The organism is Archangium lipolyticum, from assembly GCF_024623785.1.
Classification (GTDB): domain Bacteria; phylum Myxococcota; class Myxococcia; order Myxococcales; family Myxococcaceae; genus Archangium; species Archangium lipolyticum.
In genome coordinates this window covers 104,409-127,777 of the sequence record NZ_JANKBZ010000010.1, presented here as the reverse complement: position 1 = coordinate 127,777, position 23,369 = coordinate 104,409, and the positions used below count along the sequence as shown (strand labels likewise).

Annotated in this window: 16 protein-coding genes; 9 read left to right on the top strand and 7 right to left on the bottom strand. The window is 70.5% G+C overall.

Annotated elements, in window-relative coordinates; genetic code table 11:
• Positions 1-439: 439 nt before the first annotated feature.
• A complete protein-coding gene (gene pdxY / locus NR810_RS22405; RefSeq protein WP_257455286.1) occupies positions 440-1,297 on the bottom strand; it encodes a pyridoxal kinase PdxY in 858 nt (285 codons plus the stop codon).
• Between the two features lie 40 nt (positions 1,298-1,337).
• A complete protein-coding gene (locus tag NR810_RS22400; protein ID WP_257455285.1) occupies positions 1,338-6,623 on the bottom strand; it encodes a trifunctional serine/threonine-protein kinase/ATP-binding protein/sensor histidine kinase in 5,286 nt (1,761 codons plus the stop codon).
• A 253-nt stretch (positions 6,624-6,876) separates the two neighbouring features.
• On the opposite strand from NR810_RS22400, the gene NR810_RS22395 reads away from it, so the two are divergent.
• On the top strand, positions 6,877-7,740 hold the full coding sequence (locus NR810_RS22395; protein WP_257455284.1) for a hypothetical protein: 864 nt from the start codon (positions 6,877-6,879) through the stop codon (positions 7,738-7,740).
• A gap of 24 nt (positions 7,741-7,764) precedes the next feature.
• On the opposite strand, the gene NR810_RS22390 is transcribed toward NR810_RS22395, so the two are convergent.
• The 3 genes from NR810_RS22390 to NR810_RS22380 form a co-directional block, all read right to left on the bottom strand.
• Positions 7,765-8,250 (bottom strand): methylated-DNA--[protein]-cysteine S-methyltransferase, encoded by a 486-nt coding sequence (locus NR810_RS22390; protein WP_257455283.1) that lies wholly within the window; start codon positions 8,248-8,250, stop codon positions 7,765-7,767.
• Positions 8,247-9,704, bottom strand: coding sequence for a DNA-3-methyladenine glycosylase 2 (locus NR810_RS22385; RefSeq protein ID WP_257455282.1), 1,458 nt, complete (start codon positions 9,702-9,704; stop codon positions 8,247-8,249). The genes NR810_RS22390 and NR810_RS22385 overlap by 4 nt, the downstream gene beginning before the upstream one ends.
• A 73-nt stretch (positions 9,705-9,777) precedes the next feature.
• Positions 9,778-11,016 carry a right-handed parallel beta-helix repeat-containing protein gene (locus tag NR810_RS22380; RefSeq protein ID WP_257455281.1) on the bottom strand — a complete coding sequence of 413 codons (1,239 nt, stop codon included), beginning with the start codon at positions 11,014-11,016 and terminating at the stop codon, positions 9,778-9,780.
• A gap of 535 nt (positions 11,017-11,551) precedes the next feature.
• Here NR810_RS22380 and NR810_RS22375 point away from each other — a divergent pair.
• Positions 11,552-14,908, top strand: a complete 3,357-nt coding sequence (locus NR810_RS22375; RefSeq protein ID WP_257455280.1) for an ATP-binding protein — start codon at positions 11,552-11,554, stop codon at positions 14,906-14,908.
• A 10-nt stretch (positions 14,909-14,918) separates the two neighbouring features.
• On the opposite strand, the gene NR810_RS22370 is transcribed toward NR810_RS22375, so the two are convergent.
• Both NR810_RS22370 and NR810_RS22365 read right to left on the bottom strand, forming a co-directional pair.
• Positions 14,919-15,785: a formylglycine-generating enzyme family protein gene (locus NR810_RS22370; RefSeq protein WP_257455279.1), complete on the bottom strand. Its 867-nt coding sequence runs from the start codon at positions 15,783-15,785 to the stop codon at positions 14,919-14,921.
• Between the two features lie 23 nt (positions 15,786-15,808).
• Positions 15,809-16,870 (bottom strand): LIC_10091 family protein, encoded by a 1,062-nt coding sequence (locus NR810_RS22365; RefSeq protein ID WP_257455277.1) that lies wholly within the window; start codon positions 16,868-16,870, stop codon positions 15,809-15,811.
• A gap of 69 nt (positions 16,871-16,939) precedes the next feature.
• Between NR810_RS22365 and NR810_RS22360 the strand changes: the two genes are divergently transcribed.
• The 7 genes from NR810_RS22360 (at position 16,940) to NR810_RS22330 (ending at position 23,354) form a co-directional block, all read left to right on the top strand.
• On the top strand, positions 16,940-17,365 hold the full coding sequence (locus tag NR810_RS22360) for a hypothetical protein (RefSeq protein ID WP_257455276.1): 426 nt from the start codon (positions 16,940-16,942) through the stop codon (positions 17,363-17,365).
• A 109-nt stretch (positions 17,366-17,474) separates the two neighbouring features.
• Positions 17,475-17,789, top strand: coding sequence for a type II toxin-antitoxin system RelE family toxin (locus NR810_RS22355; RefSeq protein WP_257455275.1), 315 nt, complete (start codon positions 17,475-17,477; stop codon positions 17,787-17,789).
• A 27-nt stretch (positions 17,790-17,816) separates the two neighbouring features.
• Positions 17,817-19,043: a chromate efflux transporter gene (chrA, locus tag NR810_RS22350; RefSeq protein ID WP_257455274.1), complete on the top strand. Its 1,227-nt coding sequence runs from the start codon at positions 17,817-17,819 to the stop codon at positions 19,041-19,043.
• A gap of 35 nt (positions 19,044-19,078) precedes the next feature.
• Positions 19,079-19,471: a BlaI/MecI/CopY family transcriptional regulator gene (locus NR810_RS22345; protein WP_257455273.1), complete on the top strand. Its 393-nt coding sequence runs from the start codon at positions 19,079-19,081 to the stop codon at positions 19,469-19,471.
• The gene (locus NR810_RS22340) at positions 19,468-20,457 is read left to right on the top strand and encodes a M56 family metallopeptidase (RefSeq protein WP_257455272.1); all 990 of its coding nucleotides are present in this window, start codon (positions 19,468-19,470) and stop codon (positions 20,455-20,457) included. Before NR810_RS22345 ends, NR810_RS22340 begins: the two co-directional genes overlap by 4 nt.
• Before the next feature lie 18 nt (positions 20,458-20,475).
• On the top strand, positions 20,476-21,759 hold the full coding sequence (locus NR810_RS22335) for a TolC family protein (protein ID WP_257455271.1): 1,284 nt from the start codon (positions 20,476-20,478) through the stop codon (positions 21,757-21,759).
• Complete coding sequence (locus NR810_RS22330; protein WP_257455270.1) at positions 21,756-23,354, top strand: efflux RND transporter periplasmic adaptor subunit; 1,599 nt, start codon at positions 21,756-21,758, stop codon at positions 23,352-23,354. The genes NR810_RS22335 and NR810_RS22330 overlap by 4 nt, the downstream gene beginning before the upstream one ends.
• Positions 23,355-23,369 lie beyond the last annotated feature (15 nt).

Below are 23,369 nucleotides of genomic sequence, written 5' to 3'. Positions count from 1 at the left end.
GCGGTGAGACCCGAAGTCGCCGTTGAACATACGAAGCCGGAAACACCCAGGCAGCAGGAGTGCTTCGGAGGGACGCGAGGTCACGCCTTCAAGGAGCCGAACTCCTCGAGCCATTCCTCATCTTGGAGGCAGCAGGCAGAGAAAGACCGCTGACAAGAGCCCCGGGCCGGAGCACCACGCTGGTACACTCACAGTGCAGTCCCTGCGGAGCATACGCCGATCTTGGCCACCATCCCAGAAGGGGCACCACAGGGAGCCAGGGGGCTTGGGCCTTCTTGGATGTGGCAGTTCGAGCCTCAACATCACACAGGATGATGGGCATGGGCCACCAGGATGAGGCCAACCTCGCCTTACGTGAGCCCCCCAGGTGCTCCCGTACTCTTCACCAATAAAGGGCCTGAAATCGCGAGTCGGCTCCCGGCCCTTCGTCCTTCCTGGCTCAGGCCACCCGCTCCACGGAGAAGCGCCGCGAAGGCGAGACCAGCTCCTCCTGGGCGGCGACGAGCCGCAGCTCCCGTGAGCCCGCCGCATGCGTGGCGGCGAAGATGCCAAAGATGGAGGCGGCCGTCTCCCCGAGCGCCTCCCCCGCGTCCCGGCCCCGCAGCAGGTGCGAGAGGAAGAGCGCCGCCACGGCGTCGCCCGCTCCATTGGGCGGCGGCTGCATCGGCAACTGCGGGGTGAGGACCAGCCAGGCACCCGCATCCGTGGCCGCCAGCATCTCGATCGTCCCCGGAGCCGTCTCCTCCCGCAGCAGGCTCGTCACCAGCACCACGCGCGGGCCCTTCTCACGCAGGGCCGCGGCTGCCTTCAACGCATCGTCCAGGGAGCGCACGCTCCGGCCGGTGAGGAACTCCAGCTCGAACTGGTTGGGCGTGGTGATGTCGGCGGCCGGGACGGCCCGCTCGCGCATGAACTCGGGAATGCCTGGCCTCACGAACATGCCCCGGCCCACATCCCCCATCACCGGATCACAGCAGTACAGCGCCTTCGGGTTGGCCGCCCGCACCTTCGCGACCACCTCGAGGATGGCCGAGCCGGTCTCCGCGTTGCCCATGTAGCCGGACAACACCGCCTGGCACTCCGCCAGCACACCGCGCTCGGCGATGCCGTTCACCACCTCCGCCACATGCGAGGGCTCGAACACCTGGCCTCGCCACTGGCCGTAGCCGGTGTGGTTGCTGAACTGCACCGTGTTGACCGTCCACACCTCGTGACCGAGGCGCTGCAGCGGAAAGGTCGCCGCCCGGTTGCCGACGTACCCATAGGCGACATGAGACTGGATCGAGAGAATGGCCACGAGGTATTCACTGCCACGAGCCAGCCCTCGCGTCCACCTCCTACGACAGTGGGAGCTCCAACGTGGCGATGGCACCCTTGCCGGGTCCCTCGCTCTCCAGCGTGAGGCGGCCCCCCAGCATCTTCGCCGCCAGCGCGCTGGAGTGCAGGCCCAGGCCATGCCCGCCCTCGCGCGTGGTGAAGCCCTGGGAGAAGAGCCGCTCGCGGTGCTCTTGCGCGATGCCGATGCCGTTGTCCTCCACCTGGATGCGCGCCACGTCGCCCACCGCCTCGAGCCGCACGCTCATGTGACGCTGTCCCGATGGCAGCGACTGCGTCGCGTTCCTGGCGTTGCTGAACAGGTTGATGAGGATCTGCAGCACCTTGTGTTTGTCCAGGCGCACCCTGGGCAGCGAGGGGAACACCCCCCGGGTGACGATCATGCCGTGGCGCTGGAGCGAGGGCCGTTGGATGCTCAGCGCATCATCCACGAGCATGGAGAGGTCGCACTCCTCGGTGACGATCGTGTTGCTGGCGTAGTTCTGCTGGACGTGGACGATGGCGCGGATGTGCTCGATGTGCAGGCCCATCGCATTCAGCCCCTCCTCGAGGGACACCCGCTCGGAGAGCAGCGCGTCCGCGAGGGCGGAGAGATAGCTCGTCAGCCGGGAGCCATTGGGGTTCCGCGTGAGGAAGTCCGCCAGGTCGTCGCGGTGCTCCTCGAGCAGCAGGGTGGCCTGCTTCAACCGCCCCATGCGTGAGGAGCCCACCATCCCGCGCATCGTCTGGAGGTTGATGACGGCGCTGGTGAGGACGTTGCCCACGTTGTGGAGCACGTTGGCCGCTATCTCCGCCATGCCGGCCGAGCGAGCCATGTCCACCAACCGGGATTGGGTCTGCTTCAGCTCGCGGGTGCGCTCCTCCACCCGCTTCTCCAGCTCGTCATTGGCGCGGCGCAGGGCCGTCTCGGCGCGTTGGACCTCGGCGTAAAGCCGGGCGTTCTCGATGGAGATGGCCGCCTGGGAGGCCAGCTGGCCGAGCAACGAGAGGCGCGCCGGGGTGAAGGCGTTGGTGGCGAGGTCGTTCTCCAGGTACAGCACGCCGCGGAACTCCTCCTGGCGCAGCAGCGGCAGGCACAGCACGGAGCGGGCACGGCCATGCTCGAACCAGGCCTCGGAGGAGAAGGAGTGGGGCTGGGTGACATCGCCGATGAGCACGTGCTCCCGGGTGCGCTTCACGTAGGAGATGAGGGGCCACGGAAGCACGGGCCCGTCCGGGCGGACAGCGGAGCCCTCGGGTGAGGTGTCCGAGACGGCGACGACCGAGAGCTTGTCTCCGTCGGGCAGCAACAGGGCTCCACGCTGGGCACCGGCGTTCTCGATGGCGACGCGCAGCAGCGTGTCCGCCAGCCGCTCGAGGACGATCTCCCCGGAGATGGCTTGCTGGGCCTTCACCACGGTGAGCGCGTCGATCTGGGCGGAGCCCGTGTCCGTGGAGGAGTCCTCGGGGGTGTCACTGAAGGCCAGGTGCGGCCACCAGGTCTCCAGGTGCCTGGCCTTTCCCTTCGCGCCCCAGCGCAGCCAGTCCTCGTGGGACTTGCGAGCGTAGGAGTCCGCGATGGAGGGCATCCGCTGCTCGCGCCAGAAGCGGGCCGCCAGCTCACTGGCGAGGGCGGCGTAATGGACGAAGCCCCGCGCCCGAGCGGATTGGAATGCGTCCTCGTAGGCGCGGAAGGCTTCATCCTGCCGGCCCGAGACGCGAGCCAGCTCCGCGAAGACGAGCCGCTCGGGCACGTGGAAGGTCTCGGGCGAGGTGCTGGCCCACTCCGCCAGTTGCCGATGGTCCTCGCGCACCCGCTCGAGGGCCCGCTCCCGCTCCCCGGGCGGCAGCTCCCCCAGGCACGCGGACAGGGACAGGGCGTGGAAGAAGTGGAAGTCCAGCAGCTGGATGTGGCCAAGTGAGGACCAGAGCAGCTCGCGGGCCCTGGCCGCCGCCGTGAGCGCCTCCTGGTAGGCACCGCACATGAAGCGCGACTGCATCTTCATGATCCAGTACCAGCACCGTAAGGTGCTCATGCGCTCCGCCGACAGGGCCGCCTCGAACGCCTCCTCGTCGAAGTCATCCCCGCTCAGGGAGTCGAACGAGGGCGTGAGGCCACGCAGCTGCTGCACGTAACGCTGGGTGAAGTGGATGATGTCCCGTGAGTCCACGAAGCCAGCCCCACGGACGAAGTCCAGGCGCGCCACGGACTCCTGATAGACCTCCTCCAGGTCGTGTCCCAGCGTGAGACGATCCGTGACGATGTGGTTGCAGCAGTAGCCGGCGACCTGGATGTCACTGGCCTCGAGCGCGGACTGGAAGGCCTCGCGAATGAGCTCCAGGCAGGTGGAGAGGGGCTGGGTCCAATAACTGATGATCTCCAGCCCGTAGAACGCCTTCCCCCGGAGGGCGGCCAGGTCGTGGCGCTCGACGAGGTCACAGGCGAGCTGGCCGAAGGCCTGGGCCTCCCGGTACCGCTTGAAGGCGGGGCCCAGCACGATGCCGTACCAGGAGTACCCGTGCACGGAGGAGGCCGTGTTGCCATGGCGGAGGCTGAGGATGACCATCTGGCTCAGGTGGAGGATGAGCAGGTTGGAGTCCGTGACGTACGCCGGTGCGAACAAGGCCCCGAGCAGACTCATCGCCGCCTCCAGGTCCGGGTCGTCCGTGAGGGGCAGCTCGATGAGGCTCTCGATGGAGCGGTCCCCCAGCAGCGTCCGCAGCTCCTCGTCGGCCGCCATCACCTCCTCCCAGGAGGGATGGGGAGACATCGGCATGCCCATCAGGGACAGCCCCTCCAGGAGGCTGGTGACGGCGGTATGGATGTCCCCTCCCCCGATGAGGATGTTGGTCTTCAGGCAGTAGGCGGCCGCCGTCTCCTGGCGGGTGCGGGTCCGGGCCAGGAGCCCCTCCACCAGGCGGCGCGCCTCGGCGGCGTTGCCACTCATGAACTCGCAGCTCGCGTGCTCCAGACGGAGCTTGAAGGCCAGATCCGGGTCCGTGTCCCACGGGTTGCCGGGCAGCATCTGGAAGGCCGTGGAGAAATAGGTGGCGGCCGAACGGAACGCACTCGAGGCCTTGGCCCGCGAGCCCGCCTGCTCGTTCAGGCGCGCCACGCGCATGCGCTCCTCGGGGGCAGCGAGGAGCACGGCGCCCGCGTTGAACTGGCTCACGACATCGAAGAGCTTCTGCTGCACCTCTTCCGGAGACAGGCTCTCCAGCATCAACCGGCCGATGCGCAGGTGGACGGCCTTGCGTTCCTCGTCGGGAATGAAGGCACTGGCCGCCTGCTGGATGCGGTCATGGAGGAACCGGTATTGCTCCGGACCGACGTGGACCAGGAGACCCTCCTGGAACGCGGGCTCCAGCCCCCGCTCCACCTCGGCCGCCTCCGCGACGCAGGAGACCCGGGCCAGCATCTGGAGCGGGAAGGCGTTGCCCACGCACGCGGCCAGCCGCAGCAGGTGTTGCGTCTCCAGGGGCAGCTGACGCAGCTTGCCGGCCATGAAGTCGACGACGTTGTCCGAGTAGCCCTTGCGCCCGACGGCCTCGGCATCCCAGCGCCACCTGCCCTCCGGCGTGCGCATCAGCAGCCCGTCCTCGTGGAGCGTCAGCAGGAACCGCCGCAGGAAGAAGGGGTTGCCGCCGGTCTTCTCACGCGCCAGCGCCGAGAGTGGCTCGACGACCTCCGCGCCCGCACCGGGCAGCGTGTCGGCGACGAGCTGCCGCACCTCCCCGAGGCTCAGCGGCTCGAGCTGGACATCCGTCATCCGCGCGCCGGCCTTGCGCAGCTCCGCCAGCGCCAGTGCCAGCGGGTGGGAGGGACCGACCTCGTTGTCACGCCAGGCGCCGATGAGCAGCACCGGCGGCGTCTCCGGATGGGTGAGCAGGTGATGGATGAGCCGGAGGCTGGCCTGATCCGCCCACTGCAGGTCATCCAGGAAGACGACGAGCGGATGCTCCGGGGTGGCGAACACGCCGAGGAACTGACGGACCACCCGCTGGAAGCGGTGCTGGGCCTCGGAGGGCGGCAGCTCGGGACAATGGGGCTGCTTGCCGACGATGAGCTCGAGCTGCGGCACCACGTCCACGAGCACCTGGCCATGGCCTTCCCAGGCCTCCACCAGGTGCTCCCGCCAGCGCGCCAGCTCCTCGTCGCTGCCGGCCAGCAACTGCTGCGTCAGCCCTCGAATGGCCTGGGCCAGGGTGGCATAGGGGCTGGCCTGCTGGAACTGGTCGAACTTGCCGCTGAGGAAGAAGCCGCGCTGGCGCACCACGGGCTTGTGCAGCTCGTGCACGACGGCGGATTTGCCGATACCCGAGTAGCCGCTCACCAGGACGAGCTCCGGCCTCCCTCCCCGGGCGACACGCTCGAAGCCCTGGAGCAGCGCGGCGGCGTGCGCGTCCCGCCCGTAGAGCCGCTGTGGGAGCTGGAAGCGGGTGGGAAGGTCGTACACCCCCAGCGGGAAATCCTCGTGCACGCCCCGGAACAGGTTGTCCCGGCACCGATCGAGATCGGCCTTGAGCCCCTCCGCGCTCTGGTAGCGCTCCTCCGCCACCTTGGCCAACAGCTTCACGATGATGGAGGACAGCACGGGCGGCAGGCCCGGCACCCGCTCCACCGGCGGCACGGGCGCCACCGCCATGTGGGCATGGAACCATTCGAGCGCATCGCGCCCCTGGAAGGGCCTGACGCCCGTCAGCAGCTCGTAGAGGGTGACGCCCAGCGAGTAGAAGTCCGTGCGGTAGTCCACCGCGCGGTTCATGCGCCCGGTCTGCTCGGGGGACATGTACGCCAGCGTCCCCTCCATCAGGGGGACGGGCACCGCCTCCACATGCTCGACGAGCTGCGGGGTCGCCGAGCCGAAGTCGATGAGCCACGTCTCACCGGAGGGCGCGACCATGATGTTGGAGGGCTTGAGATCCTTGTGGATGATGCCGCGGCAGTGGAGCTCGGCCAGTGAGGAGCACAGGGAGATGGCCAGGTCCAGGGCACGAGCCACCTCGGGGGGCTGCCCCGTGAGCAGCTCCGACAAGGGTTGGCCCTCCACCTTCTCCAACAACAGGACCGGGCGGTCGCGGAGCCGCTCGCAGGCGTGGACCTGGACGACTCCCTTCACGCCCCGAAGCCGCTGAAGAATGCCGAGCTCGCGGCGATAGCGCTCGGACTCGCGCGGTCCGGGAGACGCGGCCGTGGGCGTCTTGAGAATGAGGGACTGGCCATCGGCATCGCGCACCGCGTGGAAGAGCTGGTTGGCGCCGGTGGGCTTGATGGCCCCTCGGAGGGTATATCCTGGGATGTTGAGCATGGTGCCCCCCGTGGCTCGGCTCGGCATGAATCGCCCGCGAGTCCTTCGAGGATGGGAACACGACCCCCGCATGCTCCGCAACGCGTGGCGGGACCAGGCCCGGGAACGCCTCCTTCCCCGGGAAGGAGGGATGCGTCAAGACCCGCGAGCCCATGACTCCAGGTGTGGCTACGATCCCCAGGGAGCCGTCAAGCGAGTGCTTGACTGCTCACCCCCCGGCAATCCACAACACGCGCGCACCCAGGGGACCCCCATGATCCGTCAACCGCTGTACCTGTTCGCGCTGCTCGCCGCCCTGCTGTCCTCGACCAACGCCTCCGCCGGGGTGTGGTTCGAGCTTCTCCACGCGCCGTGCTGGACGGGCAACGAGAACAACATCAACCCGGTGAGCGGCCGTTACCGGGGCGCCGTCGACTGCTTCAACGAGGACTTCAACGGTGGGGGTTCCCGCACCACGCTGAGCATCAAGGCGTTCCAGGCGTGGGAGTTCGGGACGATGTTCCTCTATTACGACATCACCGGCCCCTTCAACAGCGCCCTCGCCGACGTCAAGAGCCTCAACGAGAAGGGCGGTTTCTTCGGCGGCATCACGCTGACGCTGTCGGGCAAGTTCTTCGCCGAGAAGGTGCTGGGCCGACCGCTCAACTGGGGCCCCATCTCCAACGTGTCGCTGAAGTACGAGGCGGAGCACGTCTCCAAGTTCGGCATGCTCAACTACTACGGCCTGCAGTGGGACCTCGCGGTGCCGGCCATGGACTTCGTGACGGTCACCACCGTCATCCGTGACGACTACGTCTTCCGCGGCGTGGACTTCCAGGTGGGCGCGGCGTGGCAGAAGTCCTTCGCGCTGGGCACCCAGGACTTCATCTTCGCCGGCTTCTTCCAGACCGGCCTCTTTGGTGAGGGCGCGCACCGCAACCCCGGTCCCTTCGATCTCACCAAGGGCCAGCGCTTCTTCCTCGCCCAGCCCCAGTTCCTGTGGGACTTCGGCAAGCTCATCCGGTTCACCCCGGCCAAGCTGTACCTGGGCTTCGAGTACCAGCTCGCCTTCCACCGCTACCTCATCCCGGGCAAGGCGGAGAACACCCTCCAGGGCATGATCCGCTGGAACATCTGAGAACAGCTCCGGAGGCCGTCCCCGCTATGGCCTCCGGTGCCGCTGCTCGTGCTCGAGCAGCCATTGCTTGACGGGTACGCCCCCCGCGTACCCGGTGAGCTTCCCATCGGTGCCCACCACCCGGTGGCAGGGGACGACGATGGAGAGCGGGTTCCTCGCGTTCGCCGACCCGACGGCCCGCGCCGCGCCCGCCCGCCCGATGTGGCGCGCGAGGTCCGCGTAGGACCAGGTGACGCCCGACGGAATCTCCCGGAGCGCCTTCCACACGACGTGCTGGAACGGCGTTCCCTCCGGTTCGAGCGGCAGCTCGAAGGTCACCCGCTCCCCCGCGAAGTACTCCTCCAACTGGCGCCGGGCGGCCAGCAGCACCGGGTGATCCTCCCGCCCGGTCGCCTCCAGCACGGGAGCCCGCTTGTGGTTCTCCAGGTAGATGGCCGTCAGCGCTCCTTCCGTGGCGAAGACACGCAGGGGCCCCACCGGGCTCTTCAAGGTCGTGGTGTACAGCGTCATCCGCCTGCTCCTTCCGAGAGAGACGTCCAGAGGTGTACCGCCGCGTAGGACCGCCAGGGCCGCCAGGCCTCGGCGCGCTCCACGGCCGCCTTCGCCGTGAGTCCTCCGAGTGCCTTGCGGATTCCGAGATCGCTCGCGGGAAACGCATCGGGCCAGCGCAGGGCCCTCATCGCGATGTAGTGCGCCGTCCAGGCCCCGATGCCCGGCAGCGCCTCGAGGGCCGCCATCGTCGCGTCGACCTCCGCGTGCCCGTCCAGCCGCACGGTGCCCTCCGCGACGGCCTTCGCCACGGCCAGGAGGCTTCGAGCCCGGGCTCCGGGCATTCCCAGCGCCGCCACGTCGTCCTCCCCCGCCGCCGCCAACGTCTCCGGCAACGGGAAGAGCCGGGAGGCTTCCGCATGCGGGCTGTCCACGGGCTCGCCGAAGCGCGCGACGAGCCTCCCACTCAAGGTCGTGGCCGCGCGCACGGAGACCTGCTGCCCGAGGATGGCGCGCACCGTCAGCTCGAAAGGATCGAACGCCCCCAGCACACGAAGCCCGGGATGCTGCTTCACCCGCTCCCCGAGGAGCGCGTCCCGCCCGAGGCACTCCGCGATGACCTCCGGCCTCGCGTCCAGATCGAAGAGCGCGCGCAACCGCGCCGCCACCTGCATCAGCACCCCCGCCAGCGAGAGCGAGACCTCGGCCAGGAGCGCGGGGCGCTTCCCGTCCCGCCGCACCGTCAGCCAGCCCGTCCTGCCCCCCAGCCGCACCGTGCGCCGGTACTCGTCCCCACCAACGAGCTCCACCCCGGGAATGGCGCGCCCGCGCAGGAAGCCCAGGAGCTGCTCCCAATCCAGCGGCGGGCGGTAATCCAGCCGCAGGACCAGCGAGCGCGCGCCCTCCGTGTCGCCACTCTTCCGCCGCAGCGCCGAAGGCGGCATCCCGAACCGTGACTGGAAGAGCGCGTTGAAGCGCCGGACACTCTGGAAGCCACTCGCGAAGGCGATCTCCGCCAACGGCAGCGCCGTGTCCTGGAGGAGCTGCTTGGCCAGCGCGAGCCGCCTCGACTGGGCCAGCTCGACCGGCGAGACACCGAGCTCGGACTCCATCGCCCGGCGCAGGTGCCGGCTGGTGACCCCCAGCTCCGACGCGAGCGCGTCGATCGAGGACTCATTGAGGAAGCCCCCCTCGATGCGCGAGACCGCGGACGCGACGAGCCGGGGCACCGAGTCCACCGGCGCGCTGCCCGGCGCCAGCTCGGGGCGGCACAGGAGGCACGCCCGGTAGCCCGCGCGCTCGGCCTCGGCCGCCGTGCGGTAGAACGAGCACCGCTCCTGGCGGGGCGTCCTCGCCGTGCACACCGGCCGGCAGTAGATGCCCGTCGTCGACACCCCGACGAAGAAGAGCCCGTCGAAGCGCCGGTCTCGCGCGGTCAGGGCCCGGTAGCAGGTTTCCGTTTCCAGCGTCTGCATCACGAGGGCATTCGTAGCGTGGACGAATACCCCTGTCTGGCCGTTTTCGGACCCGACCGCGAAAATAGGGTCCCTAGCGCTCCAGGGCCGTCAGCCCGCTCTCATGAACCACGGAGCGGATGCGGGACGGATTGCGGGACACGGAGGCGAGCGTGCCCGCCACGGAGGACTTGCCCCGTCTCCTGCGCTCGGGGGAGAGCCCGTGCCACCGCGTGGACCGGCCACCCGCCTTGCCCACCTTGCTGGACGCCAGTGCGACACCGCTGGCCGCCACGATGCGCTCCCGGGCGCGCCCCGGAACCGGAACCGTGAAGACCCGAGTGCCACGGACGGAGGCCGCCGCCAGCAGACCGTCCGGAAGGGAGGCGCCCCTGGGGCTCGAGAAGGCACCCAGGTCCAACCCATCCGTGGCCACGCCCCTGCCCGGCGAGCCGGCGCTCAGCCGCAGATCCGTCGCGGACACGTAGAGCGGATTGACGGAGATGGAGCCCTGCCCCGCGAACGCGGCGGCCCCGTAGTCCCCACCCGCGTTGCCCCAGACGTTGTTGGACAGCAGGACGCCCCGGGCCGCCGACGCCTTGTACACGCCATGGCCCTCGTTGGACGTGATGAGGCTGTCCCTCACCACCGACGCCTCGTTCTCGCCGAGCAGCGCCACACCCGCGGCCCCGTTGGCGTGGAACGTGTCGTGGATCAGCTCGCCCCAGCCCCGCAGCTCGACCCCGTGGCCCCCACTGCCCGTCACCACCGTCTTCTCCATCCGCACCCGCGCCCCCTCCGCCACGCTCACCCCGTTGGCCCCACACCCGCTCAGCCGGTTGTCCACCAGCGTCGCGCTGCCCCAGCCCACGCGCACGCAGTCCTCCACGGTGTCGCTCACCGAGGTGTTCCGCACCACCGCGCCCATGTCCAGCGACAGGCCCTGCCAGGCCCGGTCGATGACCGCTCCGTCGATGACCGTCCCCCGGCCTCCCCTCACCCGGATGCCGTACCAGGACCCCGGCTCCTCTCCAGACGTGAACCGCACCGGCCGGGCCTCGGTGCCTCGCACCACCAGCGCCCCGTCCACGATGAGTTCCACGCGCTGCTCATCCGCCCCGGACCGCAGTGCGTCCTGCTTCGCGGCGATGACCTTCACCCCGGGCTCGATGACCAGTGTCGTACCCCACCCCACCGTCACATCCCCCGTGAGCACGTAGGGGCTGCCGCTCTTCTTCCAGACCGTGGGCGTGGAGAGCGTACCCTGGACTTGCGTGGCGGATGCCACCACGGGGGTCAGCGACCCCCACACCACCAGGAGCGCGCGCAGCACCCGCTTCGACCCCCGCCACCCGCCGCCACCAGACGCGTGGCACCGGGCAACACAACAAGACTCACTCCTGGTACGACCTGGAAACATTTCAGCCACCCCAAAAAACGACAGCCACACCATAACATCATGACGCTCAAGCGTCATCAGAAATCAAGAGAAGCAGGGAGTTCTGGTTTTCTCACGAAATGAGAAGCCCTTGTGGAGGGAGAACGGCATGCCACTGGCCAATCCCCCCGCACCCGGCGTGCGTGCTCTCTGGGAGAGCCAAGGGGACAGCCGATCGCCCACCCGAGGAAGCCCCGCCGCCACCCGGAAAATCTCCGGGGCGAATCCTCCGTCCGGCGCTGCTGTTAGCCATGTCCGGCGGCGCTCTTGTTCCCCTGGAGCCTGGGAAGCGGAAGGGCCCGCCTCCACGACCCACATGAGAGAGCACTTCGACAGGGAACCCGTGCGTCACCTCACCCCGCGACGACCCGAGACGACCCCCTGCCCCGCCTCCTTGAAGCCCGGCGACATCTTCGCGGGAGGCGGAGAGATGGGCGCTCACATGCGGGCCCTCGATTGGGGGGCCACCGCGCTGGGCCCCGTGGAGGGCTGGTCCCAGTCGCTGCGCAGCGCGGTGAGCATCTGCCTCACCTCGCGCTTCCCCATCGTCCTCTTCTGCGGACCCGAGTTCGTCGTCCTCTACAACGACGCCTACATCCCCACGCTCGGGCGCAAGCACCCGCACCTGGCCCTGGGCCGTCCGGCCCGCGAGGCCTGGGCGGAGATCTGGCACGTCATCCACCCCATGTTGGAGAGCGTCCGCACCACGGGCGCGGCGACGTGGTCGGATGACCAGCTGCTCCTCATCGACCGGGCGGGCTACCTGGAGGAGGCATACTTCACCTTCTCCTACAGCCCCATCGGCATCGAGACCGGCCAGGTGGAAGGCATCTTCGCCGCGGTGAACATCACCACCGAGCGTGTCATCGGCGAGCGGCGGCTGCGCACCCTCCGGCAGCTCGCCGGGCACGTCAGCGAGGCACGCTCCGTGGAGGAGGCGTGCCGGCAGGCCGCGCGCACCTTCTCGGCCAACCCCGCGGATGTGCCGTTCGCGCTGATGTATCAGCTGGATGAGCGGCGCACCCAGGCCACCCTGCTGAGCGCCGCGGGGCTGGTGGAAGGCGGAGCGGCGAGCCCCGGGCACCCGAGCCTCACCGGGCCGGACGGCCAGGGCTGGCCCCTGGCGCGCGTGGCGGCCACCGGGCACATGGAGGTGGTCACCGACGTGCGCGCGCGCTTCGGAGACCTGCCGGGAGGACCCTGGGACGAGTCGCCCCACTCGGCGGTGCTGCTCCCCATCTCCCAGCCGGGACAGAAGGCGCCCTATGGCGTGCTGGTGGCGGGCGTGTCCCCGCACAGGGAACTGGACGAGTCCTACCGGGGCTTCCTCGAGATGGCCACCGGGCACGTGGCCTCGGCCGTGGCCAACGCCCAGGCCTACGAGGCCGAGCGCCGCCGCGCCGAGAGACTGGCGGAGCTGGACCGGGCGAAGACGACCTTCTTCTCCAACATCTCCCACGAGTTCCGCACCCCGCTCACGCTGATGCTCGCGCCGATGGAGGACGCGCTGACCTCGGCGCGGCGGTGCCTGGAGGGCGAAGAGCTGGCCACGGTGCACCGCAACGGCATGCGGCTGCTCAAGCTCGTCAACACGCTGCTGGACTTCAGCCGCATCGAGGCGGGGCGCATCCAGTCCACCTACGTCCCCACGGACCTGGCCAGCCTCACCGTCGATCTGGCGAGCACCTTCCGCTCGGCGATGGAGCGCGCCGGGCTGCGGCTGGTGGTGGACTGTCCGCTCCTGCCCGAGCCCGTCTGGGTGGACCCGGAGCTCTGGGAGAAGGTGGTGCTCAACCTCCTCTCCAATGCCTTCAAGTTCACCTTCGAGGGCGAGGTGGAGGTGGGCCTGCGCTGGCGAGGCGGCCACGTGGAGCTGACCGTGCGCGACTCGGGCACGGGCATCGACGCCGAGGAGCTGCCGCGCATCTTCGAGCGCTTCCACCGCGTGCAGGGCGCGCGCGGGCGCTCCTTCGAGGGGACGGGCATCGGGCTGACGCTGGTGCAGGAGGTGGTGAAGCTGCACGGGGGCAGCGTGGACGTGCGGAGCACGCCGGGCCAGGGCACCACCTTCACGGTGTGCCTTCCCACCGGCCATGCGCACCTGCCGGCCGAGCGGCTCGGAGCGGCCCGGACGCAGGACTCCACGTCGATGGGAGCGGACGCCTTCCTCCAGGAGAGCTCCGGGTGGCTGGCGCCCGCCCTCGTGCCCGGGCCCGCCCCCACTCCGGCTCCGGTCACCGCGGCGCCACTGCCACCTTCCGTCCCACGCGAGGCCCGCCTCCTGCTCGCCGACGACAACGCGGACATGCGCGCCTACGTGGAGCGGTTGCTGCGCACGCAAGGCTGGCAGGTGGAGGCCGTCAGGGATGGAGCCGAGGCGCTCGAGGTGGCACGCGCCCGCCCGCCGGACCTCATCCTCAGCGACGTGATGATGCCGCGGTTGGACGGCTTCGGCCTGCTGCGCGCCCTGCGCGAGGACGCGCGCACCCATACCGTGCCCTTCATCCTGCTGTCCGCCCGCGCGGGCGAGGAGGCCACCGTGGAAGGCCTGAACGCGGGAGCGGATGACTACCTCACCAAGCCCTTCAGCGCGCGCGAGCTGGTGGCCCGCGTGGGCGCCGCGCTCGCCATCGCCCGGCTCCGGCGGGAGGCGCTCCGCCGCGAGCAGCGGTATGTGTCCGAGATGGAAGCCCGGCAGCGGCTGCTGGACGCGGTGCTCCAGCAGATGCCCGCGGGGGTCATCGTGGCCGAGCCCTCGGGCCGGCTGACGTTCTTCAACCACCAGCAGGAGGAGCTGCTGCGCGGCCCCATGGGCACCGCCAACAGCGTGGAGGAGTACAACGGGCACCAGGCCTTCCGCATGGATGGCCACCGCCTCCAGCCCAACGAGTGGCCCCTGGCGCGCTCGCTGCTCCACGGCGAGGTGGTGGTGGACGAGCAGCTTCAACTGCGGCGCGCGGACGGCACTCGCGCGATGGTCCGGATGAGCGCCAGCCCGGTGCGGGATCACGAGGGCCGCATCATCGCGGGGGTGGTCATCACCCAGGACGTGACGAAACAGAAGGAGCAGGAGGCCGAGCTGCACCGCCGCGTGGAGTTCGAACAGCAGCTCCTCGGCATCGTCAGCCACGACCTGCGCAACCCCATCAACGCCATCACCCTGGCGGCCCACGCGCTGCTGCGGCGCGAGGAGCTCGATCCGCACGTCACCCGGTCCGCCAGCCGAATCCTCTCCTCGGCCGAGCGTGCCACGCGGATGATCCGCGACCTGCTCGACTTCACCCAGGCACGGCTGGGTGGAGGCATCTCCCTGGAGCGCCAGCCCACGGACCTGCGGCTGCTGGTGCAGCAGGTGCTGGAAGAGGTGGAGCTGGCCTGGCCGGAGCGGCACCTCGAGGTGCGCCAGCAGGGCAGCGCCTGGGGCGAGTGGGACTCGGACCGCATGGCGCAGGTGGTGTCCAACCTGGTGACCAACGCCCTCAAGTACAGCCCCGCGGACACGCCCGTGAGCGTGGAGCTGCGCGCCTGGGACGAGGAGCTGGTGCTGTCGGTGCACAACGAGGGGCCCCCCATCCCTCCCCACGTCCTCCCCCGCCTCTTCGAGCCGCTCCAACGCGGCACCGCGCAGATGGACCGGGCGACGCGGAGCATCGGCCTCGGCCTCTACATCGTGAAGCACCTGGTCGAGGCGCACGGGGGCTCGGTCTCCGCCAGCTCGACCGGGAGCCAGGGCACCACCTTCACCGTGAGGCTGCCCCGCGACTCCAGGCCCTCGTCCCGGCACTGACCCGCCCGGCTCACCGGGACCCCTCCGCGAGTGCCCGCGCCTCCGCGAGGCTCGCCGCGCAGCGGAAACCGAAGTGGTGGAAGACGGGCCGGTTGGCGGGCACGTGGGGCCGCCGGTACACCGTCGTCGCGTACGAGCCCGGCCAGAACCACGAGCCGCCCCGCACCACCTTCTCGGTGTGGCCCTCGCAAGGCTCGCGGCCCTCGCACGGGCCCTTCGGCTCCACCCCCAGACACGCCTCACCACACGCCTTCCACGAAGGGGTGAACCAGTCCGCCACCCACTCCCAGGCGTTGCCCGACATGTCGTGGAGCCCGTAGGGATTGGGAGGCCGCGAGCCCACCGGCTCCGGACGCCCCACGTCGGCGTGCGTCCGCGAGCGCTGCTTGTGTCCGCAGCTCCGCCCCCGGCCGTCCATGATGACGGCGCGCTCGCAGGTGGCGGGCGCATCGCCCCACGGGTAGAGCCGCCCGTCCGTGCCGCGCGCCGCCTTCTCCCACTCGGCCTCCGTCGGCAGGTGCTTGCCCTGGGCCTCGCAGAAGGCCTTCGCGTCGTACCAGCTCACCCCGTTGATGGGCTGCCGGGGGTTGTCGAAGTCGCGGTAGTTGGGCCCGGCCTTCCGGCACCGGCCCGCCTTCTCGCACGCCTTGTAGGCCCCGTACGTCACCTCGTGGGTGTCCATGTAGAAGGTCCCCACCCAGACCTTCGCCTGGGGCCTGGCCGGCGCGTGCCGCCCCCCGTTCACACCTCGGAGGAAGGGGCCACCGGGAATGCAGGCCATGCCGGCGATCGGTGCCTCGAGACAGGGCCGCACCTCCGGAGCCCCGGGAAACGGCTCCTCCGCCACCGCCACGCGCGCCACCAGGAGCAGGGGCACGACGGCCCACCCCGCCCTCGAGCTCACCGCACGGCCTCGCCGTGCGCCGCCCGCGACAAGCCCCTCCCCCGCTTCACCTTCTTCGCCTGCACCTTCGCCAGGAGCCGCTGCTTCGCCGCCTCGCGCGCCTCCTCGGGCCCGATGTCCAGCCGCGACAGCCCGTACACCGTGCCGCTGTCCGGCGCGTAGCGGAGCATCCGGCGCACGTCCCGCGTCTTTTCGTCCGCCAGCCAGGCCAGGAAGCTCGAACCCGACTGGGTGTTGTAGTGGTAGTAGGTGCCCTTCACGTGCGAGACGCCCCGCTGGCCGCTCGTGCGCACCACCACGCTGCCCTCGTCCAGGGCGAGCTCGCGCATGTTGCTCCGGTACCGCGCGCCATACGGGAAGTACTGCTCGGCGTTCGACAGGTAGAGCACCCCCACCTTCTTCCCCGCCTGTGCCACCGCCCGGCCCACCGCGCTCACGGTGCGCTGGGCGGTGAGGTCTCCCCGCACCATGAAGACCTTGTCCTGCTGGAAGAGGCGGCGGAGGTGGGCGTACTCGGCGGCATCCACCACGAAGTTCGGCAGGGACGCCTTCTCCATCTGCGCCACCACGCGCTTCAGCCTCCGCTCCACCGCCCAGCGGGCCGTGCCGTAGGCCCGGAGCGCGCCCACCCGCTGCGCCTTGTCCGGGTAGCCCTCCTCGATGAGGCGGCGCACCTCCTTGCGGCTCTTCAACTGCCACAGCCGGAGGAACTCCTCGGGCGTCTCCGCCGCGAGGAAGATGACGCGGTAGACGCGGTGCAGATCCACGATGGACTGGTCGAAGTCGAGCAGGACGAGCACCTCGGCGCGCGCCCAGGCCCCCAGCAGGTAGTTCTGATCGGAGCCCACCCCGATGTAGACGCCGCCCTTGTCCTTCACCGTGTCGTGGAAGAGGTGGAGGTCGTTCTCGTTGGAGATCCAGTAGTGGAGGCCGCGCACGAGCTCCGGGGGAGCGGGATCCGCTGGCAGGCTGGCGAAGGCGGAGAGGGCTGGCTCGCTGGCGGAGGCCACGGCTCCAGCCAGGGCGACGAGGAGGGCGAAGACACGCATCGCGGGCATGATACCTCGCCCCGGTCACATCGGCGGGTTGGGCACTCCATGAAGATGAAACCTTTCAAGGAGCCCCCCATGCCCATCCGATTCCCCACCGCGAGCGCGCTCGCCCTCGCCTGTGCCCTCTGCGGTGTGGCCAGCACCGCATGGGCCCAGACGCCGAAGCCACCCCCGCGCGACGTCTTCCAGCACCTCACCCGGTCCTGCGGCGGTTTCCCTGGCACGCCATGTCCCGAGAACCAGCTCTGCGTCGACGACCCCGGCGATGACTGCGATCCGGACAAGGGGGGCGCCGACTGCATCGGCATCTGCGTGAAGAAGAGCGAGTGCAAGTCCCCGGTCTGTGACTACAAGAATCCGCTCAAGCAATATGTCAGCAAGAGCCCCAAGCAGTGCGCGACCATCAAGTTCATCTGTGCCCCGGGCTTCCAGCCGTTCTTCGATGACTGCGGCTGCGGCTGCGAGCGCGGAAAGCTGAAGGAAGAAGCACCACGGAAGTGAAGGGAGCCGGTAGTTTTTTCACGTATGCCTCTGGAGAAACTTCCCTTCTCCAGAGGCCTCCCCACCTTCCAAGTCGCGAATATGACAGGGAAAAGGGTTGGCGTGATTCGTGCCTCACGTCCAGTCCGAGATGAACCACTCCGAGCACACCACCGCCTATGCGGTCGAAGTCAGCGCGGCGGCCTGGAAGCAGCTCTCCCAGCTGCCCTTGGAGATCTACCAGCGCATCCGTGGCGAGCTGGATACGGTCGCCGCCAGGCTCGTTCGCATGGGGACGCCCACCCTGTCCCTCTTGAAGATCGTCTGCCAGGTCACGTCCCTGTCAATCATGGTGGGGGAGTACATCGTTCTCTACGACATGGAGCCCGATCGCGGATACCTCACCCTGCGCGAGGTCGCACGCCGTCTTCCTCACGACACGTAAGGGCCCGGGGGTAGTCTCCGGGCCTCGATGAGCACCACCCAGACAGACGGTGGACCGGAGGCCCGGGTCCCGCACGAATCCTACGGGAAGCTGTTCCTGCGCTTCCTCCACTTCGGCCTGCTCGCCTGGGGTGGACCGGTGGCGCAGATCGCGATGATCCGCCACGACCTGGTGGAGAAGGAGAAGTGGGTCACCCGCGAGCACTTCAACCGGGCGCTCGCCGTGTACCAGGTGCTGCCGGGGCCCGAGGCGCACGAGCTGTGCGTCTACTTCGGGATGCTCGCGCGCGGCCGGTTGGGCGGAGTGCTGGCGGGACTCGGCTTCATGCTGCCGGGCCTCGTCCTGATGCTCGGCCTCTCGTGGCTCTACCTGCGGTACGGCCTGGGCTCGCCGCGGCTCCTGGCCGTGTTCGGTGCCGTCCAGGCGGCGGTGACGGCGCTCATCGTCCGGGCGGTGGTGCGCATCGCGCAGCACACCCTCGAGGACCGCTGGTCGTGGGGTGTGGCCGGGCTCGCGGCGCTCGCGCAGGGCGCGGGGGTGCACTTCGGCTTCACGCTCGTGGCCGCGGGGCTCATCGTCCTGCTGGCGAAGAAGGGGCTGCGGCTGCCGGCCCTGGGGCTCGCCGGAGCGTGCGTGGTGGCCGTGGCCGTCTTCCTGATCCTCCACGGGTTCGCGCCCATGGGCGCGGGCGGGGCCGAGGTCGGGCAGGGGACCGCCACCGAGCGCCCTTCCCTCCTGGCCCTGCTGGTGTCGGGCCTGCGCGGCGGGCTGCTCACCTTCGGCGGGGCCTACACCGCCATCCCCTTCATCCAGCGGGACGCCGTGGTGACGGGCGCGTGGATGACCAACGCGCAGTTCCTCGACGGGCTCGCCCTCTCGGGGCTCATCCCCGCGCCGCTCATCATCTTCTCCACCTTCGTGGGCTACCTCGGCGGGGGATGGGCCGGGGCGCTGGTGATGACGGCGGGCATCTTCCTCCCGGCCTTCTCCTTCTCGCTCCTCGGTCACGACTTCTTCGAGCGGGTGCTCCACCATCCGCGCTTCCGCCACTTCCTCGACGGGGTGACGGCGGGCGTGGTGGGGCTCATCGCGGCGACCACGGTGGGGCTGCTGCGCGCCGGGCTCACCCGGCCCGCCACGGTGGCCATCTTCGCCGTCACACTCGGAGTGCTCTTCCGGTGGAACGCGAAGTTCCTCGTGCCGCTCGTCATCGCCGGGGCGGCCGTGGCCGGACTCCTGCTCCAGTACTATTGACGATAGTAGCGGACCCGGGGCTTGATGAAGGCATCGTGAAGAAGCGCACCTGGGAACCGCTGGGCCGATTGGAAGCGATCGTCATGGAGGTGGTCTGGGCCCGGGCCCCGGTCACGGCGCGCGAGGTGTGCGACCGGATGACGGGGGACGAGGAGCGGGCCTACACCACCATCATGACGACGATGGATCGGCTCCACCGCAAGGGGCTGCTCGTTCGTGAGAAGGACGGCCCGGCCTGGCGGTACGTGCCCGCGCTCGGCAAGGCCGAGTTCGAGAAGGCGCTCGCGGACAGCCTGGCGGCGGAGATCCTCCAGTCTCACGGTGAGGTGGCGCTCTCGGCCTTCGTCGATGCGGCGGCCCAGGTCGACGAGGGGCTGCTCGACCGGCTGGCACAGCTCATCTCCCAACGGCGCAAGGGGCACGGATGATGGCGGCCCTGGCCTTCCTGCTGGAGTGCTCCGCGACGGCGGCCCTCATCGGGATGGCCGTGTCGCTGCTGGTGTGGCCGGCGCTCCGGCTCCTCCAAGGCCAGGCGTTGCAGCGTGTTCCGGCGCTCCGCGCGGACCTGGCTTTCGTGCTCGGGACGCTGCCCGCCCTGGCCTCGCTGGGTGTGGTGGCCGCCGCGGCCGCGCCTCCGTTCGCCGCGGCGCTCGGTCTGGCGGCCGACCACTGTCTGGGCCATGGACACCACGTGCACCTGTGCTTCCTCCACTCGGCGCACGTGAGGCCCGTCCTCGCCACGGTGGGGGCGTTCTCGCTCGCCGTGTTCCTCTTCCGGGCCGGGGAAACCGTCCTCCGATTGCTGCGGATGCGGGCGCGGCTGTCCGCCCTCGAGTCGCTCGGCACCCGGCGACCAGGGCGCTTCCCCATCGTCGCCGTCCCCGGTGCTCCACGGCTCTGCCATGCGGTCGGGCTCGTGCGCCGGCGCATCCTGCTGTCCGCCAGTCTGGCGGAGTCGCTCACCCCGGCGGAGCTGCGCTCGGCGCTGGCGCACGAGGAGGCCCACCTGCGCCGTCGAGACCCGTTGCTCGGCGTGCTCCTCGGGGTGGCCGGGCTCTTCGCCGCGCCGTTCCTCTCACGCGCCTGCGCGGCCGCCCACCAGATGGCAGCGGAGGAGGCGTGCGACGCCGAAGCGGCGGCGGCGGTGGGAGATGGCGGGCTGGTGGCGGGCGCGCTCGTCAAGGTGGCGGCGCTGCAGCAGCGGCTCTCCCACGTCACGGGGGATGCACCCGCCTTCGGGGCGCTCGCGCTGGAGCGCCGTGTCCGGCTGCTGCTCGATGAGGCCGCACGCGCCACCACGGCGCACGCCCTTCGCGTCACCGGCGCAGTGGCCCTGGCCACCGGGCTGCTCTCACTCGCTCACAGCGCCTTCCTCCATCACGCGGTGGAGACGGCCCTCCACATCCTCTTCTGAGAACCCCAGGCCCCGCGCATGCGCTCACCTCCACGGAGTCCGGCCGCCTCTACTATCCTGGGTAGTATCTCCCTGCTGCTGGCTGGCACGACGGCCCTGGCCCAGCCCGCGCTCGACGAGCGGCAATATGTGGCGCGGGTGCTCGCCTCGAGCCTGGAAGGCCGCGTCGCCGAGCAGGAGGCCAGGCTGGGCCGGGCCGAAGCCGTGGGTGCCGGCGCGTGGCCCAACCCCGCGCTGGAGTGGGAGCGCCAGAAGACGACCTCCGGAACCCGGGACGGAGAGAGCCAGGACGTGTGGATGGCCTCCATCCCCTTGGTGCTCTCCGGACGGCTGGGGTTGGAGGCCGAGGCGGCGGACCGGAACGCGAGGGCCGCCGAGGCGCGGCACGAATGGGCGCGGGCGGGTCTGCGGCATGAGGCGACGAGGACCTTCGCGGCGGTGCTGGCGGCCCGGGAGCGCCGGTCCATCCTGGAGCAATCGCTCGCCGAGCTGCTGCGCCTGGCCGAGGCCATCGCCACCCGCGAGAGGGCGGGAGAGGCCGCGGGCTACGACCGGCTGCGCATCGAGCTGGAGGCGGCGACGGTGCGGGATGCACTGCGCGGCGCCGGGCTGGACGCGCATCGGGCCGAGGCCCAGGCGCTGCGGCTGCTCGGGCCCGGAGTAACGGCGCTTCCCCCGCTCGAGGGCTCGCTCCAGATGGAGAGGCCCCTGCCGGACGGGGCCGCGCTGTTGGCGGAGCTGGAGGAGAAGCGCGGTGACTTGCGCGCCCTCGCGCTCGAGGCCGGTGGAGCGGAGGCCGCCCGGCGTGCGGCGGGCCGGGGTTGGATTCCAGAGCCCTCCCTCCGCGCGGGCGCGCAATTCCTCGACGTGGGACTGCCGGGCGCGGGGGCCGGGTACGTGGTGGGCGTGGGACTGCCGCTGCCCTTCTTCGACCGCCGCCAGGGAGAGGCGGCCCGGGCGGAAGCGCGCCGGGAGCTCGCCCGGGCCCGCCACGCGGCACTCCTCCACGAGGCGCGGAGCCGGCTCGCGACCGCCCTCGAGGCGGTGTCCGGCCGGCGGGAGCGGCTGACGAAGTACCGGACCGAGGTGCTCGAACGTGCGGAGGAGCTGCGCCAGATCGCCGCGACCGCCTACCGGGGAGGCAGTGCCGAGCTCCTCGTGCTGGTGGATGCCGAGCGCGCCGCCCGTGAGGCGCGGCTGACCGCCGTCGAGCTGACGGAGTCCCTGATCGAGGCGGAGACGGACCTTCTTCTTCTCGCGGGTACCCCAGAGGGTACCACGCCCCGGAGTGCCACCCGATGAGCCGTCCTCTCCTTCTCGTCCTCGCCCTGGCGTGCACGCTCGCCTGCAAGCGGGCTCCGAGCGACCACGAGCATGGCCCCGGGCAAGACCACGAGCACGGCGCCGCGCCCGCCAGCGAGCCGGAGCGCCCGGGCCAGACCGTCACCGTCTACCAGGACGGCCTGGAGCTCTTCATGGAGTACCCGGCGCTCGTGGTGGGCCAGCCCTCTCCCCTGGTGGCCCACTTCACCGACGCGCGAGATCCGAACGGCTTCCGCGTGGTGACGAAGGGGCGCGTGACGGCCACGCTTCGCTACGCGGACGGCACGGAGGAGCGCTTCGTGGCCGACAAGCTCCTGCGTGACGGCATCTTCAAGCCGGTGGTGCAACCCACCCGGGCGGGAGAGGGCACGCTCACCCTGCGGCTCGAGGGAGAGCAGGTGTCGGGCACGGTGGAGGCGGGCAAGGTGGTGGTGTACCCCACCGTGGCCGCGGCGGTGGCCGCCGCGCCTCCCGAGGAGACGGGTGAGGCCACCGTGCCCTTCCTCAAGGAGCAGCAGTGGAAGACGCAGTACGCGACGGCGCCGGCCGAGCCGCGTGTCCTCCAGGGAGGGGTGCGCGCCAACGGTGAGCTGAAGCCGGTGGCGGGCCAGTCGGCGGAGCTGTCGGCTCCGGTGGCCGGGCGCATCTCCGTGGGAGACAAGGTGGCGCACCTGGGGCAGCGCGTGCGCAAGGGCGAGGTGCTCGTGCGGCTGGTGCCCACCAGCTCGGCGAGCGGCACGGACCTGGCCTCCGTGGAGATGGAGGCGGCGCGCGCCCGGGCGGAGCTGGGCCTGGCGGAGCGGGAGGTGAAGCGCGCGGAGGAGATGTTCGCGGGCAAGGCCATCCCCGAGAAGCAGCTCGACGCGGCCCGGGTGGCGCGCGAGGTGGCGGCGGCGCGAGTGGCGGCCACCGAGCGACAGCTCGCGCTCTACCGCAGCACCCAGAGCGGAGGAGCGGGCCCCAGCGGCGCGGCGTTCGAGCTGCGCTCCCCCCTGGACGGGGTGGTGTCCTTCGCGGACGTGATCCCCGGAGCGGTGGTGGAGGCGGGAAGGCTGCTCGTCTCGGTCGTCAACCCCGAGCGGCTCTGGCTGGAGGCGCGCGTGTTCGAGGCGGACGCGCCCAAGGTGGAGCGCTCGCCCGGGGCGTCCTTCTCCGTGGCGGGCTTCGAGCACGAGTTCTCCGTGGACGAGAAGACGGGGCGCCGCGTCGCGGTGGGCTCGGTGGTGGACCGGGCGACGCGCACGGTGCCTGTCATCTTCGAGCTGCCCAACCCGGACGGCGTCCTCAAGCCGGGCATGTTCGCCAAGGTGACGCTCTACACGGGACAGACGATCCGAGGAGTGGCCATCCCCGAGTCGGCCCTGGTGGACGACAACGGCAGGCCCACGGTCTTCGTGATGGACGGAGGAGAGTCCTTCTTCAAGCGGGCGGTCCGGCCAGGCGTGCGCTCCGGCGGCTACGTGCAGGTGCTCGAGGGTGTGAAGGAAGGCGAGCGGGTCGTGTCCCGGGGCGCCTACGAGCTCAAGCTGTCCACCGCCACGGGGGCCATCCCCGAGCACGGCCACCAGCACTGAGGCGGAGCCCCCGAC